General features: G+C 43.0%; 19 protein-coding genes. 6 read left to right on the top strand and 13 right to left on the bottom strand.

Going from position 1 to position 14908, the window contains the following annotated elements:
- The first annotated feature begins 37 nt into the window (after window positions 1–37).
- Window positions 38–1330, top strand: a complete 1293-nt coding sequence (locus tag GO620_RS11915; protein ID WP_244139409.1) for a glycosyltransferase — start codon at window positions 38–40, stop codon at window positions 1328–1330.
- Window positions 1317–2078: a glycosyltransferase family 2 protein gene (locus tag GO620_RS11910; protein ID WP_394368529.1), complete on the top strand. Its 762-nt coding sequence runs from the start codon at window positions 1317–1319 to the stop codon at window positions 2076–2078. The genes GO620_RS11915 and GO620_RS11910 overlap by 14 nt, the downstream gene beginning before the upstream one ends.
- Here GO620_RS11910 and GO620_RS11905 read toward each other — a convergent pair.
- The gene (locus GO620_RS11905) at window positions 2075–2929 is read right to left on the bottom strand and encodes a beta-1,6-N-acetylglucosaminyltransferase (RefSeq protein WP_157525581.1); all 855 of its coding nucleotides are present in this window, start codon (window positions 2927–2929) and stop codon (window positions 2075–2077) included. The genes GO620_RS11910 and GO620_RS11905 overlap by 4 nt on opposite strands.
- Before the next feature lie 173 nt (window positions 2930–3102).
- Here GO620_RS11905 and ruvC point away from each other — a divergent pair, with 173 nt between their 5' ends.
- Entirely contained in the window at window positions 3103–3693 is a 591-nt protein-coding gene (gene ruvC, locus GO620_RS11900; RefSeq protein ID WP_157525580.1) for a crossover junction endodeoxyribonuclease RuvC, read from the top strand.
- Here ruvC and GO620_RS11895 read toward each other — a convergent pair whose 3' ends face one another.
- The 6 genes from GO620_RS11895 to rsmA form a co-directional block, all read right to left on the bottom strand.
- Window positions 3694–4113 carry an HIT family protein gene (locus GO620_RS11895; RefSeq protein WP_157525579.1) on the bottom strand — a complete coding sequence of 140 codons (420 nt, stop codon included), beginning with the start codon at window positions 4111–4113 and terminating at the stop codon, window positions 3694–3696. It abuts the gene before it with no gap.
- An 88-nt stretch (window positions 4114–4201) separates the two neighbouring features.
- A complete protein-coding gene (gene greA, locus GO620_RS11890) occupies window positions 4202–4675 on the bottom strand; it encodes a transcription elongation factor GreA (protein WP_157525578.1) in 474 nt (157 codons plus the stop codon).
- A 184-nt stretch (window positions 4676–4859) separates the two neighbouring features.
- Window positions 4860–5738 (bottom strand): NAD(P)-dependent oxidoreductase, encoded by an 879-nt coding sequence (locus GO620_RS11885; protein WP_394368560.1) that lies wholly within the window; start codon window positions 5736–5738, stop codon window positions 4860–4862.
- Between the two features lie 46 nt (window positions 5739–5784).
- Complete coding sequence (locus tag GO620_RS11880) at window positions 5785–6087, bottom strand: type II toxin-antitoxin system RelE/ParE family toxin (protein WP_157525576.1); 303 nt, start codon at window positions 6085–6087, stop codon at window positions 5785–5787.
- Window positions 6071–6310: a hypothetical protein gene (locus GO620_RS11875; protein WP_157525575.1), complete on the bottom strand. Its 240-nt coding sequence runs from the start codon at window positions 6308–6310 to the stop codon at window positions 6071–6073. The genes GO620_RS11880 and GO620_RS11875 overlap by 17 nt, the downstream gene beginning before the upstream one ends.
- A gap of 50 nt (window positions 6311–6360) precedes the next feature.
- On the bottom strand, window positions 6361–7143 hold the full coding sequence (gene rsmA, locus GO620_RS11870) for a 16S rRNA (adenine(1518)-N(6)/adenine(1519)-N(6))-dimethyltransferase RsmA (protein ID WP_157525574.1): 783 nt from the start codon (window positions 7141–7143) through the stop codon (window positions 6361–6363).
- Window positions 7144–7287: 144 nt separating this feature from the next.
- On the opposite strand from rsmA, the gene pdxA reads away from it, so the two are divergent.
- Together pdxA and GO620_RS11860 are read left to right on the top strand one after the other, a co-directional pair.
- A complete protein-coding gene (pdxA, locus tag GO620_RS11865) occupies window positions 7288–8343 on the top strand; it encodes a 4-hydroxythreonine-4-phosphate dehydrogenase PdxA (RefSeq protein WP_157525573.1) in 1056 nt (351 codons plus the stop codon).
- Between the two features lie 81 nt (window positions 8344–8424).
- Window positions 8425–9603, top strand: coding sequence for a DUF5009 domain-containing protein (locus GO620_RS11860; RefSeq protein ID WP_157525572.1), 1179 nt, complete (start codon window positions 8425–8427; stop codon window positions 9601–9603).
- A 50-nt stretch (window positions 9604–9653) separates the two neighbouring features.
- Here GO620_RS11860 and GO620_RS11855 read toward each other — a convergent pair whose 3' ends face one another.
- On the bottom strand, window positions 9654–10163 hold the full coding sequence (locus GO620_RS11855) for a DinB family protein (protein WP_157525571.1): 510 nt from the start codon (window positions 10161–10163) through the stop codon (window positions 9654–9656).
- A gap of 62 nt (window positions 10164–10225) precedes the next feature.
- Between GO620_RS11855 and GO620_RS11850 the strand changes: the two genes are divergently transcribed.
- Window positions 10226–12370, top strand: coding sequence for a M3 family metallopeptidase (locus GO620_RS11850; protein WP_157525570.1), 2145 nt, complete (start codon window positions 10226–10228; stop codon window positions 12368–12370).
- Between the two features lie 111 nt (window positions 12371–12481).
- On the opposite strand, the gene GO620_RS11845 is transcribed toward GO620_RS11850, so the two are convergent.
- The 5 genes from GO620_RS11845 to GO620_RS11825 form a co-directional block, all read right to left on the bottom strand.
- Window positions 12482–13249, bottom strand: coding sequence for an exodeoxyribonuclease III (locus tag GO620_RS11845; protein ID WP_157525569.1), 768 nt, complete (start codon window positions 13247–13249; stop codon window positions 12482–12484).
- Window positions 13250–13331: 82 nt separating this feature from the next.
- A complete protein-coding gene (locus GO620_RS11840) occupies window positions 13332–14027 on the bottom strand; it encodes a peptidylprolyl isomerase (RefSeq protein WP_157525568.1) in 696 nt (231 codons plus the stop codon).
- Window position 14028: 1 nt separating this feature from the next.
- Complete coding sequence (locus GO620_RS11835; RefSeq protein ID WP_157525567.1) at window positions 14029–14376, bottom strand: hypothetical protein; 348 nt, start codon at window positions 14374–14376, stop codon at window positions 14029–14031.
- Between the two features lie 29 nt (window positions 14377–14405).
- On the bottom strand, window positions 14406–14714 hold the full coding sequence (locus GO620_RS11830; protein ID WP_157525566.1) for a type II toxin-antitoxin system RelE/ParE family toxin: 309 nt from the start codon (window positions 14712–14714) through the stop codon (window positions 14406–14408).
- The gene (locus GO620_RS11825) at window positions 14704–14889 is read right to left on the bottom strand and encodes a hypothetical protein (protein ID WP_157525565.1); all 186 of its coding nucleotides are present in this window, start codon (window positions 14887–14889) and stop codon (window positions 14704–14706) included. The genes GO620_RS11830 and GO620_RS11825 overlap by 11 nt, the downstream gene beginning before the upstream one ends.
- Window positions 14890–14908: the final 19 nt, after the last annotated feature.

Genomic DNA, 14908 nt, shown 5'->3' with positions numbered 1-14908 from the left:
CGCTTAAACAGCACGGCAATAAAATGTATTTTTGGGAGTGCCCAGAGTATTACATTTAAACACCTACGACGGTAACGGCGGTGCAGGTAAAGCATGTCTTCGTTTGAATAATGCATTACAAAAGCAAGGTGTCGATTCAAAAATATTGGTTCATTATAAGTTTGGTCAAAATCCCTTAGTTAAAAGTTTCGATAATAATATCTTTCAAAAATCTATCACTGCTGCCAAGATCATCCTTGAACGGGTATTAGGCAGGCGGTATTTGAAAGCCGGTTCGCGCACACCATTTTCCTTTACCTGGTTTGGCCGTGATGTTTCAAATCATCCTGATGTTAAAAGTGCAGATATTATACACCTGCACTGGATTAATCATACGTTTCTAAATCCGGCAAGTTTAAAGAAGCTTGCAAAGTTGAACAAGCCAATTGTATGGACATTTCACGATAGTAATGCTTTTACCGGTGGTTGCCACGTGCGTTACACCTGCGACCATTACCGGCACTCATGCGGATTTTGTCCTTTACTAGAGAAGCCTCATGAGAGTGATCTTTCAAGGAAGATCTGGCTTCAAAAAGAATCGGCGTATCAGCAGCTTAAGTTTACCATAATTGCGCCAAGCAGTTGGATGCTTCGTTCAATAGCAGAAAGCGGTTTGTTGAATACAAGGCCTGCTAAAATATTACCCAATACTTTGGATACGGATGTATTTAAACCGCGCGACAGGGATGCATTATTAACAGAGTTTGGATTAGATGCTACTAAAATCTATTTCCTTAGTGGCTTTATGCCATCCCGAAAAGACCTGCACAAGGGCACTGATTATCTGTTAGACAGTCTTAAGCGCTTGGTAACAGATTCCGCTATTAATACAAGTAATGTTGAACTATTAATATTCGGTAACCGTACAACAACAGACCTGCCTGTGTTTCCTTTTCCCACTAAGTTTCTTGGCACCATTGGCGACGAGGAAACACTTGCTAAATATTATGCGGTAGCTCATGCCTTTCTGATCCCATCATTAGAAGATAATTTGCCTTATACTGTGATGGAAAGCCTTTCTTGCGGCACGCCGGTAATTGCGTTTACAACGGGCGGTATTCCCGATATGGTGAAGCATGAAGAGAATGGTTATTTAGCCACCTATAAATCTGCAGAAAGTTTATGCCGGGGCATGAGTTGGATAATTACTCATGGAAATTTACAACAATTGCAGAACAACGCCCGCGAAACAGTTATGGAGCATTTCTCGGAGCAACGTATTGCAGACAGGCACATTGCGATGTACGAAGAAGTAATTGCCGAAACCCCAAATATAAATGCGAATGCATAGCCCACGCTTAAGCGTTATTACTGTAGTGTACAATAATGCTGCAGATATTGAGCGCACGCTTAAGTCTGTGATCAATCAGACTTACACGAAAATTGAATATGTGGTAATCGACGGAGCATCGACAGACGGAACCCTGGATATTTTAAAGCAGTACCAGGATAATATAACAACGCTAATTTCTGAACCTGATAAAGGCATTTACGACGCTATGAATAAGGGATTAGAAATAGCTACTGGCGATTATGTACTGTTTATGAACTCGGGAGATGAAATATATGCTGATAATACCGTTGCGAAAGTCTTTGAATCAGGTGATGAGGCTGATATATATTACGGTGAGACGGAAATGATTGACGGTATTGGTAAAAGCCTAGGCCGCCGCCGGCATAAAGCACCTAATAAATTTACTTGGAAAAGTTTTAAATACGGTATGAGTATAAGTCACCAGGCCATTTACGTAAGAAGGTCCTTGGCAGAGCCTTATAATAATACCAGCTATAGCTTGAGTGCCGACATCGATTGGATATTAACGGCCGCCAAAAAAGCGAAAAAGATAATTAAAGTAGAAGGCTATGTAGCAAAATACCTGGTAGGGGGGATGTCTAAAAAGAAACATCGGCAAAGTCTCATTGAGCGGTTCAATATCATGCGGAAGCATTATGGATTGATACCGACAATTTTAAACCATGGAGTGATCGCCTTTAATTTGGGGTGGTATTGGTTATTACACCGCCGAACAAATGATTAAGCTACCGTTTCGGCGGCATGCTCATCAAGCAAGTCAAATAGCGCCGGATCGCGGCTCATATCCAGTTTGCGAGCCCAAAATGCTCCGGATGCCAACATCTTGTCAGCGTCGGTTATATTAAGCGTTTTAGGGCTTACCCCGCCTGCCGACCAATCGATGTAACGGAGATCCCTGTTTACCATTTTGCTTTTATGTACAGAGTTGAATAAAATGGTTTGGAAGATAAATTCGTCGGGCGCCCATGTCCACTTTATAAAACGCTGAAGTTTCTTATTGCCCGCCCAGAAATCTACAATGTATTCCACGCAATCTAAAGGGATGGTAAACCATTGCGAGCGGCCAACGGGTATCATTCCACCCGGGAAACTGCGTATTGGCAACAGGCTATTGACAACTGATTGCAAAATAAAACGACCGCTTATTTTAAGGTGATGAAAATGGTACTCTTCTATGCGGGGCATAGCTTCTTGCCACTCGGTTTCCATCATCAGAAAGTTCATGAAAGCGGTGTTTGGATGCTCTTTCAAAAATTTATGGACGGTGTCATAAGATTTTAAAGGATAATCCTGACCACTCAATAAATTCAGATAGTCGTATTTTTTTCCGCTTAACAATATCTCTTTAAAACTGCAAAGGGTTGCCTGCACCATCGCAAAGCTGCCCCAGTCTACACGGCAGCGGTCTTTGATAAAGAAAACGTTTTCAATTTGTTCAAGGTAAATAAAAGCATCAATGGTAGCTTTTTTATCCAGGTGGATATAAATATCGGCGTCGGGATGTGCAAGTTTACGTATCAGTCTTTCGAGCTGAGCCGGTGCGGAATGTGCAAGTATTAAATGAACCAGTTTCATAACCTCGATCTATCTACAAAATACGTGCATCGTAGGGTTAAAAATACTGAAATAAAATTATCACTTGCGACGATGTTCAAAATTTTAGGGCTGTAGGTCTGAGCATATTACGTAAAAAATCTATCAACAGATTTATGACGGCCTAATTTTAATAGATGCACTATCTTTACTGCATGCAAGCCCTGCCTGTTAAAGAAAGAATTATCCTGGGTATCGACCCTGGCACCGCTGTAATGGGGTATGGGTTGGTAAAGGAAACAGGCAACAGAGTTGAACTTATAAGCATGGGCGTTGTAAAGATCCCTGCAGGCAACGACCATATGCTTAAATTGCAGCGCATATTTGAAAAAACTGTCGCCCTTATAGACAATTACCACCCCGACGCGTTGGCCATTGAAGCGCCCTTTTATGGTAAAAATATTCAGGTAATGTTAAAGCTTGGCCGGGCACAGGGCACCGCTATTGCCGCGGCGTTGTCACGTAATATCCCGGTTAACGAATATTCGCCGCGAAAAATAAAGCAGGCCATAACCGGCAACGGCAATGCGGGTAAAGAGCAGGTAGCCGCCATGCTGCAGCAGATACTCCATTTTAAAGAAACGCCCGAATTTTTAGATGCCACTGATGGCTTAGCCGTGGCGCTTTGCCACAGTTTTCAAAAGATCACCACGGGCCGGGGCAGCAGTGTAAGCCATTCGAGCTGGGAATCTTTCGTTAAAGACAATGCAGCCCGCGTTAACGCGCCAATAAAGTTTAAAAAGTAACTATTCTTCGTCTTGAACGATATCGGTGTGAATGGCGGCTTTAATTTTATCTGCCGTCGCTTGTAATTGCCCTGCCGTAAAAGATAGCTTAGGCCTTGCAAAATTCATATCACTTACCTGATTAACAGGTATCAAATGTATGTGTGCGTGAGGCACCTCTAACCCAATCACTGCAACACCCACCTTAATACAAGGCACAGAACGTTTTATGCCGTGTGCTACTATCTTTGCAAACATCTGCAGGCCGGTATAGGTTGCATCATCAAGATCGAACAAGTTATCAACCTCAATTTTGGGGATAACCAATACATGCCCCTCTGCAAGCGGGTTAATATCCAGGAAAGCCAGGTAATCATTACTTTCTGCAATTTTGTACGAAGGTATTTCTCCTGATATGATCTTATTGAAAATAGTTGCCATTTGGTTATAAGTTATTCAGTTGTTAAATGTATTAAGTTGTTAGCCCCAAAATTGTTCATAGTAACTAATAACTAAATACACTTACTGACTACCTGCTAATTTCCAAGATCTCAAATTCCATTTTACCTGCCGGTACCATTATTTCTGTTGTTTCCCCAACTTTTTTACCAAGCAAGCCTTTAGCAATAGGCGAGGCCACAGATATTTTGCCCGATTTAAGGTCGGCCTCATTCTCTGATACCAATTGATAGGTCATAGTAGCGCCGTTCTTTGTATTCTTGATCTTTACTTTTGATAGCGCTAATACTTTAGACGTGTCCAGTTTAGATTCGTCAAGCAGACGCGCGTTTGCAAGCAGATCGCCAAGCTTTGCAATTTTAGCCTCGTGCAGGCCTTGTGCTTCTTTTGCTGCATCATATTCAGCATTTTCAGAAAGGTCGCCTTTGTCACGCGCTTCGGCAATTGCCTTTGCTATCTGCGAGCGGCCTTCTGTCTTTAAATATTGTAGTTCTTCTTTTAATTTTTCTAAACCGTCTTTGGTGTAGTATGCTACCTCTGCCATATAAGTATGGTATAAATTCTAAAATCCATTAAATAAAACCGCCCCTGCGCTTTCCTTTACGCAAGGGCTTTAAAAACAAACAAGACTATAACGGCTGTAACCGCATAGTCTTGTTTGGTGTAAAACGAAGATAGGCTATTTAAATATTAATATCCAAATTTTGGTTGGCGATAATTTTAAGTGCCTAGAGTATTAGCGTTTTTAGTTTCTCTCCTAAAATTTCACTGATCTTGCGGTACGATTCAAATGTCCACCCGGCAACATGCGGAGTAAGCAGCACCTTTCTGCTCTTGATCAATTCATCAAACCAGGGCTCGGCTGCCAGGGCAGGAAATTTCTCAGTTGATAAAACATCTAAACCTGCACCTAAAATCTTTCCTTGTTTTATTGCATTGAGCACCGCTTGCGTATCTGTAATAGGACCCCGGGCCGTATTCAAAAAGAAGATGGGTTTTTTAAAATGAAAAAAATATTCATCATTCACCATTCCCTTGGTTTCTGTAGTTAATGGAATGTGCAGGCTTAATACATCGCTGTGTTTTACTATTTCTTCCATGCTTACCTCACGGGCGTAAGCGTCGCTAAAGCCGGTTCTGTATTTGTCATAAGCAATAACATTAACCCCAAAGGCGGAGAGTTTTCGGGCGAAGCTTTGCCCCATGTGACCATAACCAATAATACCGACGGTTCGGCCTTTCAACTCATACCCCCTGTTTGCTTCGCGTAGCCACTGACCTTTGCGTATTTCTTCATCAGCGCGATCAAAATTATTCATCAGCGATAACAACATACCTATAGCATGTTCGCCAACCGCGTCCATATTACCTTCGGGGGCATTTAACAGTTGAATGCCTTTTTGTAAAGCATGTGCCTCGTCAATGCCGTCCATACCTGCACCCGCACGCGCAATGAATTTTAGATTAGTAGCCAGATCCAGCACTTCTTTGTCAACCTTAAATTTAGAGCGAACAGCTAAGCCTGTGTAAGCCGGTAACAGCTCAAGTATTTTATCTCTTTTGATGTCGGGTCGATAATCGCATTCAAAGCCTTGCGCCGAAGCCATATTCATAAAGGCAGGGTGCAGGTCGTCTACTATCAGGATAGATTTGTTAGTCAAAATGATATGGGTTCTTATCAGGACTCATACGATTGTCCCAAAACGTTATTAAATAAATACCAGATTTGCGGACCGAGTAAAACAAAGAGTTTTGTTTAGTTATAACTGCTTTTCTTACTTGAGATATTTTTGATTGAGGGAAAGCATCCGGTTGTTCTGAAATGGCTTTCAAAAACATATCCGTTCTGTCCATAAAATTGTCTACATCATTAGCCGACCAATTCAACTCCAAATAAAGCAATATGTTATTATAGGTAAATTCGGCACGTGGCGACCATTCAATTTTTAGTCCCATATTTACTTCTGAATTCGGCCATAACTTCATGGTGAGGTCTGTGCTGGCCGTTTTCTATTTGTTTTAAGCCAATAGCAATACTTTCTTTTACGTGATCTGGTAGGTCATCGTAAAAGTCTGTTGGCTCACTAGTCAATATTGCTTTTACCTCAGTTATGACATTTGGATTTTCTACGTCCAACAAGAGTTTTACTAACTCAATTTTTTCCGTCTGTATGTCCATAATCAAATATACCTAAATAGAAATTGTAAGTATTTAGCGTAATGTCAAAATTACTCTCGCCCCGCGCTTATCTTATTCGTTAGCTGAACAAAATCTGCGACGCTTAGTCGCTCAGCACGTAAGTCGAGTAAAGGTTCGTTATCCATTTTTTCTTTATTAATTAAAGAGGATAAAGCGTTACGCAATGTTTTACGGCGTTGATTGAAGCCGGCCTTTACAACCTGCCAGAACAATTTTTCATCGCAATCCAATTCCTTAACATCATTTCGAGTTAAGCGGATCACCCCAGACAGCACCTTTGGCGGCGGATTGAATGCTCCTGCCTTCACGGTAAACAAATACTCAACTTTGTACCACGCTTGTAAGAACACACTCAATATCCCGTATTCTTTACTGCCGGGCTTGGCGGAGCAGCGTTCGGCTACTTCTTTTTGGAACATGCCCACCACTTCTACAACTTGTTGACGATTGTCTAGTACTTTAAATAAAATCTGCGAAGAGATATTATACGGAAAGTTGCCAATTATGCCGAATGGCTGCTCGAAAACTAATGAGAAATCCATTTCCAAAAAATCTGCGTTGATGATACGCGAAGCGGCTTCAGGATATTTCTTAACCAGGTAGGTGTAAGATTCGGTATCAATGTCTATCATATATGTTTCAAGATCTGGATGTTGCAACAATATGTCAGATAGAATACCCATGCCCGGCCCAACCTCAAGCACCTGGTTGTACTTGCTCTCCGGGCGTAAGCCGCCAACTATGCGCACAGCAATATTTTTGTCGGTAAGGAAATGCTGGCCAAGATGTTTTTTTGCTCTTACTTCGGGCATTGGTTGTTTGGAGTTGATCAGCAAAGTACGTCATATTTGCGCTTTTGTGGTGATAATTGCCCTTAAAATCTTTTATTTGCATACCTCACCGGTGTTGCCATTGATAATGGTGTAATCACCCAGCACCGGTGTAATCATTAAAATATGAGCGAGAGAATAAAAGTTGGTATTAGCATTGGCGATGTAAATGGCATTGGCCTTGAGGTGATCATTAAAACGCTTGCTGATAGTCGGGTGTTTGACTATTGCACGCCCATTGTTTACGGGCATACCAAAGTTGCATCTTTTCACCGCCGCAGCTGCGAAATTACCGAATTGAATTTTAACGTCATCAGCAATGCCGCGGAGGCACAACATCAAAAAGCCAATATGATAAACTGTTGGGAAGAAGATGTGAAAATAGATTTAGGTGTCGCGAATGAAACAGGTGGCAAATATGCTTTCTTATCGTTGCAAAAAGCTACGGACGACCTTTTAGCCGGGCATATCGACGCGTTGGTTACTGCACCTATCAACAAGGATAACATCCAAAGCGAACAATTTGATTTCCCCGGTCATACAGAATATTTGCAGCAGCGCGATAACGCGGCAGATTCTTTGATGTTTCTGGTGAGCGATACTTTACGTGTAGGTGTGGTTACCGGCCACATCCCGGTAGCTAAGGTGCCGCAGGCAATTTCTGTAGAAAAAATCCTGAGCAAGTTAAAGCTAATGAACACATCGCTGCAAAAGGATTTTTGGATACGTAAACCTAAGATCGCTGTTCTGGGCCTAAACCCTCATGCAGGTGATAACGGACTGATAGGAAATGAAGAGCAAAGCGTAATTATCCCCGCGGTTGAGGAAGCCCGGGCGAACGATATCCTTGCCTTTGGCCCCTATGCGGCTGATGGCTTTTTTGCTAATGCAACTTACATGCAGTTTGACGCGGTGCTCGCTATGTATCATGACCAAGGTTTAATTCCTTTTAAAACCATCGCGTTCGAATCTGGTGTGAATTTTACTGCCGGACTTAGCTTTGTGCGTACATCGCCAGACCATGGCACAGCTTATGATATTGCCGGCAAAAATCAAGCGTCAGAAGTATCATTCCGCGAGGCATTATTTACAGCGATACATGTTGTAAAGCATCGCCGCGAAAATCTCGTTTTAAGCGAGGATCCGCTCAAATTTACCAAGCTTAGCCGCGATCGCGATTAAAACCCCTGTGCAAAAATGGTGTTACAGCATACCACGCATTGCAAAGCAGGCGTTATGTTTGCATAACATCTATCTAATTTAATGAGTAATTTCTCAGATCGCGTCAGGTCGATCGATGCATTCAGGGCACTTACCATGTTCCTGATGATCTTTGTTAATGACCTCGACGGGATACCACATACCCCGGCCTGGCTTAAACATGTTGGTGAACAAACCGACGGCCTGGGTCTTGCCGATACCATCTTTCCGGTATTTTTATTCATTGTAGGCTTATCCATTCCGTTCGCTTTCAACAAACGCGAAAAGAAGGGGCAAAATGTGCTGGCGCGTATCTTGATCAGATCATTCGCTTTGCTGCTCATTGGTTTCTACCATTCTAACATGGAAACTTATAATGAGCAATTGGCTTTATTACCAAAGCCGGTTTGGCAAAGTTTGCTTACCATTAGCTTCTTTTTTCTTTTTGCCGACTACCGGAATACAATACCCTGGAAACGCTGGCTTTATCAGGGAATAGGGCTTGTGTTACTTATCGTAATGTCTATTTTGTTTAAGTCGACAGATGCAGGCCACCCATGGTTACATTACAGTTGGTGGGGTATTTTAGGATTAATAGGCTGGTCATATCTGATCTGCTCACTCATTTATTACTACTCGGGCGGTGTACTTTGGGTGCAGGCTGCCGCGTGGATATTCTTTTTGTTTTTTAACCTTGATTATCACTTTGGGATGATCAGTTTTATGGACAAGTTTTATAGTTACATCTGGCTGGCGGGCAGCGGCGCAATGCAGGCCTTCACAATGGCAGGCATCGTCGTATCTGTGATGTATATGCGGCTAAAAAGTAACAACGACATAAAGCTGCTCTGGGTAGCTATGGTATGCTTGGCTGCTATTTTATTTAACCTTGGTTTTATTGTGCGGTATTATAGCGGCGGGATATCTAAAATGCATGATACCCCCTCATGGGTATTTATCTGCACCGGTATTGCATTAGTTGCGTATGCTTTTTTTGCCTGGCTGGTAGATTTTGCCAAACAATACAATTGGGTGAAGGTGATTGAACCGGCAGGAAAAGAGACTTTTACCTGTTACCTGGTACCATTTATCTTTTATCCTTTGTATCAGTTTTCAAATTTAGGCTATCCCGAATATTTGAGCGAAGGAACGGGTGGTTTGATTAAGGCATTGGTATTCTCTTTCGCTATGATCTGGATCGCAGGCTTGTTGAATAAAATAGGCATCAAGCTCAAAATTTAATCACTAATATGATTTTGTTTCCGAAAGAAAGGTTGTGTAAACAAGTCGCCCTACAAATATCTTTCTTTCAATAGCTTTAAATGGTGCAATTCATGCCCGGCCATGATATAGAGAATAGCCCGAACAGATGTCGAATGATTGCTTGACGTTCCGACTATTGTTGATTGCTCATCGCTAAGGTTGTTGATGAAGTACAGATTAGCCTCCCGAACTGCCCGAAACTCGTCCGCAATATTTTTTAAAGTACGGCTGTTTGCATTGGCCACATAATCATCTTGCTCAAAACCGGGAAATGCTGTTTTGTCGCCCAAGGCAATACAATATGCCCGGTAAGCAAATACCCTTTCAGCATCTATCATGTGCGCCAGTTTTTGCTTAATGGTCCATTTGCCGTCGGCGTAAGTATAGTTGCCTTTCTCCTCGGGAATGGCGGTAAAGGTACTGTAGGTAATATCTTTTAGTTCCGTCAGCAACTTCCTTATGTCGTTGTACTCACTGGCTAAAGCTATATAGCCTGACGCGTATGGCGCATATTCTCCGGGTTCAGGTTGGGCGATCATGAGTTGGTGTTTTCGTCAAATATAAATGATAAATTTAGCATCCATTTATATCCATAAATTATATGAAGATCAATCAAATATATCCGGTAGCTGTCGCGGTTCTTGTTGCAGTTGCCGTCTCATCATGCAAGCCAAATAATAATCGTTCAGAAGCAACACTGTCGACCAATAATCCATTCCTGAAACAAAGTACGCTGGCATTGCAGGCGCCTGCTTTTGATAAGATCAAGGATGGCGACTACCAACCTGCTATTGAAGAGGGAATCAAACAACAGCAAGAAGAGATTAACAAAATCGCTAACAACTCCGCTGAACCAACCTTTGAAAATACGCTTGTAAAAATGGAAAAAAGCGGGCAGATGCTTACCCGCGTAAACAATGTATTTAACCTGGTAACGGCCGCAAACACCAACCCCACACTGCAAAAAGTACAGGAAGAGGTGGCGCCGAAATTAGCTGCCAACCGCGACGCTATTCTACTAAATGCAAAGTTGTATCAGCGTGTTAAAGCATTATTTAATAAACGCGCGCAACTAGATCTCGACCCGGAATCACTGCGGTTATTGGAATTTTACGAACAGAAATTTGAATTAGCCGGTGCAAACCTTTCTGATAAAGCCAAAGACAGCTTGAAACGGTATAACCGGGAAGAAGCGAGCTTAAGCGCCAAATTTACCAGCCAGGTATTGGCCGCCAATAAAGCAGGCGCATTGGTGGTGGATAAAAAAGAAGATCTGGCCGGACTTACAGATGCGGAGCTAAATGCCGCTGCTGATAATGCCAAGTCGGCAAAAAAGGAAGGTAAGTGGATGCTGTCTTTACAGAACACTACTCAGCAACCGGCATTGCGCGAACTGACTAACCGCGATACCCGTAAAAAATTATTTGATGCCTCATATATCCGCGCAGAACGCGGCGACGCTAATGACACCCGTGCCACTATCACCCGCATTGCTCAACTGCACGCTTTAGAAGCTAAACTTTTAGGTTATAACAGTTTTGCCGAATGGAAGTTAAAAGACCAGATGGCACAGAATCCGCAAGCTGTTCAAAGCTTTTTAGATAAGCTTGTGCCTGCAGCCACAGCAAAGGCGCGCAGTGAAGCTGCAGATATCCAGTCGGTAATTGATGCCCAAAAGGGAGGGTTTAAACTGCAGCCATACGATTGGAACTTTTATGCAGAACAGGTGCGCAAAGCGAAATATAATCTGGACGAGAACGAGGTTAAACCATTTTTCGAATTAAATAAAGTTTTGATGGATGGCGTGTTCTACGCGGCTAACCAGCTTTATGGATTAACATTTAAAGAGCGCAAAGACCTGCCTGTCTATCAGGAAGATGTGCGTGTGTTCGATGTGTTTGATAAAGACGGAAGCCAGTTGGGCTTGTTCTATTGCGATTATTACAAACGTGACAATAAGAACGGCGGTGCCTGGATGGATAACCTGGTTGGCGAATCAAAGCTGTTGGGTGCCAAGCCGGTGATCTATAATGTATGTAATTTTACCAAGCCTGCACCGGGGCAGCCCGCGTTGATCAGCGCGGACGACGCCAAAACCATGTTCCACGAATTTGGTCATGGCCTTCATGGTTTGTTTGCCGCGCAAAAATATCCAAGTTTGGCAAGTCCTAATACCTCGCGCGACTTTGTGGAGTTTCCGTCTCAGTTTAACGAGCATTGGGCTTATGATCCTAAGATATTTGCGCACTATGCCGTGCATTACAAAACAGGCGCGCCAATGCCACAAGCTTTAGTAGAAAAGATCAAAAAGGCAGCGACCTTTAACCAGGGTTATGCTTTAACAGAAGCCCTGGCTGCTGATGCTATAGACCTGAAATGGAATACCCTGCCTGCAAACGCCGGTAAACAAGATGTAGATAAATTTGAAACTGCCGCGCTGCACAGCGCCGGCTTGGATCTGCCGCAAGTACCGCCGCGCTACCGCTCGAGCTATTTTCTGCATATATGGGCTAATGGTTACGCTGCAGGATATTACGCTTACGCCTGGACAGAAATGCTGGACGATGACGCCTTTAGCTGGTTTCAACAGAATGGTAGCTTAACCCGTGCCAATGGTCAGCGGTTTAGGGACATGATCTTATCCAAAGGCAACACAGAAGAATACGGCAACATGTTTAAGAACTTTCGCGGCCACGCGCCTGATATCCATCCAATGTTAGAGAGCAGGGGACTGGTAGTTAAGTAGGTATAAGCAACAACGTCATTGCGAACCGCCAAAGGCGGTGTGGCAATCCCAACCATTACTAAAGAGATTGCCGCGTCGCTTTGCTCCTCGCCATGACGTTTCTGGAAAAACTTACACATCCAACTCCAGTAACACCGGGCAATGATCAGAGTGGCGGGCTTCGGGCAGTATGGCAGCGCGCTTGATCTTTTCAGCTAAAGGGGCTGTCGCCATATTATAATCGATGCGCCAGCCCAGGTTTTTAGCCCTTGCGTTTGCACGAAAGCTCCACCAGGTATAATTATGTGGCTCTGGGTTTACATGGCGAAATGTATCTACAAAGCCGCTTTCTAAGAACTGTGTGACCCAGTCCCGTTCTGCGGGCAAAAACCCGGACGAATTAGCGTTCGACTTTGGGTTGTGTATGTCTATTGCCTGATGGCAAATGTTATAGTCGCCGGATACTACCAGTTTGGGGCAAGCTGTTTTTACTCCATCCAGATATTGCCCAAATTCGTTCAAGAAACGGAACTTAAAATCTTGCCGGTGTTCGCCGCTTGATCCTGACGGAAAGTAAACGCTCATTACAGACAGATCATCGAAGTCGACTCTGATATTACGCCCCTCGCGGTCATAATCACTTATACCGCAACCATACTCAACATGCTTAGGCGTATGTTTAGTAAAGATGGCCGTACCGCTGTAACCTTTCTTTTCCGCAGGATACCAATAATGCTCATAGCCCAACGCCTCCACTAGATGCAAGTCGGTCATCACATCTGGCGTGGCCTTAATTTCCTGCAAACAGATCACATCCGGATCAGCGGCCTGCAGCCAGGCCAGCCAGTTTTTGTTAATAGCCGAGCGGATACCATTTACGTTATAAGTGATGATCCTCATGCTGCAATAATGAATATCGAATGATGAACATCGAATGTAGAAGTAGAAAAAATTGGTTTCATAATTCGGCATTCGATGTTCATTATTCGATATTTAAAAGCTTGTCCATCTGCCTACATTCTTTGTTGGTTAGCAGCTCAACAGTCATCGACACATCTTCCAATGGGCGGTCCTTAGCGTCTTTTTTAACCGCAGCGATACGGTCTACCATATCAATACCAGAAACTACTTCGCCGTAAACGGTGTAATTCTGATCAAGGTGGGGCACGCCGCCTACCGACTTATACCACTCGCGCTGCCACGCCGGGACTTTGCGGCCTTTCATTCGCGTATTTTCAAGGGTGTCTAATTTACCATCGGTAAACCTTTTACCTTCTGTAATATAAAACTGGCAGCCGCTTGATGCCTTGGCAGGGTTATCGTCGCGGGCTGCAGCCAATACGCCTCGCTTATGAAACAAGCTGTCATTAAATTCGGCAGGTACAGTATAACCAACATCTCCATTACCTAATTCCTGACCGGGTTTAGCAGTTTTCGAATCAGGGTCGCCGCCCTGGATCATAAAATTTTGAATAACCCTATGAAAAAGTGTGCCGTTATAAAAACCTTGCTTAGCAAGTTTAACGAAGTTATCACGGTGCTTCGGCGTCTGATTGTACAGCCTGATGATCACTTCGCCGTATGTTGTTTTGATACGTACATACTGGTTTTTGGGCGCTTTGGCAAACCCGCTTACTGTGGCAAGGAGTAAAAAACTTAGCAGTATAAATTTCTTCATATCAGGATAATTGTAGTTCATCAAAGTAATCGATGATCAGCGATTTCATCATCATCTCTTGTTCAAGCAAGGTATAATTGGGAATAATTTTTACAGCTTTCCAATGCGGCCACCCGTCCTGATCAAGCGCTTCCAACTCGTAGAAGCCCATTTTACTCAGCAATTTGCAGGTAGCAATATGCATTAGCTCTTCTTTTTGCCGCTTACTGAATTTTCTTGGGCCTTTACCTAATTCCTGTACGCCTATCAGGAACAACATTACTTTAATATCCGGGACATCATTGTCGAATTCGGCGGCAACAAATTGCTGCAGTTCGGCCCATCGTTTATTCGTTTCGGCAGGTGTCATCGCGGCAAATATACGTTTCGCAAAGTTATTTACTCCTCATCACCAAGTGCAGGGTTTCGGGAAAGTGAGCGGGCGTGGTGATGAATGGTTAGGATTTGGATAACTTCCCGGGAAATTATCTCATAGAAAATGAGATAATTTTTGAAAATGGCGGTGCGAACTTTCTTCGCTTGGAACCCAATAAATGGTTTCCCAATTAAAAGCGCGTCTTTAAGTTTTGCGATAAAAGCATGAATATTCTCAAGTTCTATACGTGCATACTTTCGCGAACCGTTACTTATAAAATCTGAAATTTCTTTTAAATCGAGTTTCGATTCTTTAGAATACTTAATCTTCAAACCAAGAATCGATTTCTTTTTTCATCTCTTCTTCTGTGTAATATTCGCCATTCGCTATTTGTAAACGAGCCCTATTTATCTTGTCCAACAACATCATTTCCTCTACAAGATCATCTACCGAAAAAGTTTCGGGCATGTGGTCTATTACCTGTTTTACACTTTCTTTAGTGAGCATTCTAACCTCCGTTTAATAA

The organism is Mucilaginibacter ginkgonis (assembly GCF_009754905.2).
GTDB classification, from domain to species: Bacteria; Bacteroidota; Bacteroidia; order Sphingobacteriales; family Sphingobacteriaceae; genus Mucilaginibacter; species Mucilaginibacter ginkgonis.
The sequence above is the reverse complement of the archived record's forward strand: the minus strand, read 5'-3'. Positions and strand labels throughout refer to the sequence as shown.

Excerpts from the sequence above, each read along its gene's own strand:
- GO620_RS11910 (WP_394368529.1), top strand. The coding sequence starts at position 1,317 with ATGCGAATGCATAGCCCACGCTTAAGCGTTATTACTGTAGTGTACAAT.
- GO620_RS11905 (WP_157525581.1), bottom strand. The coding sequence starts at position 2,929 with ATGAAACTGGTTCATTTAATACTTGCACATTCCGCACCGGCTCAGCTC.
- ruvC (WP_157525580.1), top strand. The coding sequence starts at position 3,103 with ATGCAAGCCCTGCCTGTTAAAGAAAGAATTATCCTGGGTATCGACCCT.
- GO620_RS11895 (WP_157525579.1), bottom strand. The coding sequence starts at position 4,113 with ATGGCAACTATTTTCAATAAGATCATATCAGGAGAAATACCTTCGTAC.
- greA (WP_157525578.1), bottom strand. The coding sequence starts at position 4,675 with ATGGCAGAGGTAGCATACTACACCAAAGACGGTTTAGAAAAATTAAAA.
- GO620_RS11885 (WP_394368560.1), bottom strand. The coding sequence starts at position 5,738 with ATGGCTTCGGCGCAAGGCTTTGAATGCGATTATCGACCCGACATCAAA.
- GO620_RS11880 (WP_157525576.1), bottom strand. The coding sequence starts at position 6,087 with ATGGGACTAAAAATTGAATGGTCGCCACGTGCCGAATTTACCTATAAT.
- GO620_RS11875 (WP_157525575.1), bottom strand. The coding sequence starts at position 6,310 with ATGGACATACAGACGGAAAAAATTGAGTTAGTAAAACTCTTGTTGGAC.
- rsmA (WP_157525574.1), bottom strand. The coding sequence starts at position 7,143 with ATGCCCGAAGTAAGAGCAAAAAAACATCTTGGCCAGCATTTCCTTACC.
- pdxA (WP_157525573.1), top strand. The coding sequence starts at position 7,288 with ATGAGCGAGAGAATAAAAGTTGGTATTAGCATTGGCGATGTAAATGGC.
- GO620_RS11860 (WP_157525572.1), top strand. The coding sequence starts at position 8,425 with ATGAGTAATTTCTCAGATCGCGTCAGGTCGATCGATGCATTCAGGGCA.
- GO620_RS11855 (WP_157525571.1), bottom strand. The coding sequence starts at position 10,163 with ATGATCGCCCAACCTGAACCCGGAGAATATGCGCCATACGCGTCAGGC.
- GO620_RS11850 (WP_157525570.1), top strand. The coding sequence starts at position 10,226 with ATGAAGATCAATCAAATATATCCGGTAGCTGTCGCGGTTCTTGTTGCA.
- GO620_RS11845 (WP_157525569.1), bottom strand. The coding sequence starts at position 13,249 with ATGAGGATCATCACTTATAACGTAAATGGTATCCGCTCGGCTATTAAC.
- GO620_RS11840 (WP_157525568.1), bottom strand. The coding sequence starts at position 14,027 with ATGAAGAAATTTATACTGCTAAGTTTTTTACTCCTTGCCACAGTAAGC.
- GO620_RS11835 (WP_157525567.1), bottom strand. The coding sequence starts at position 14,376 with ATGACACCTGCCGAAACGAATAAACGATGGGCCGAACTGCAGCAATTT.
- GO620_RS11825 (WP_157525565.1), bottom strand. The coding sequence starts at position 14,889 with ATGCTCACTAAAGAAAGTGTAAAACAGGTAATAGACCACATGCCCGAA.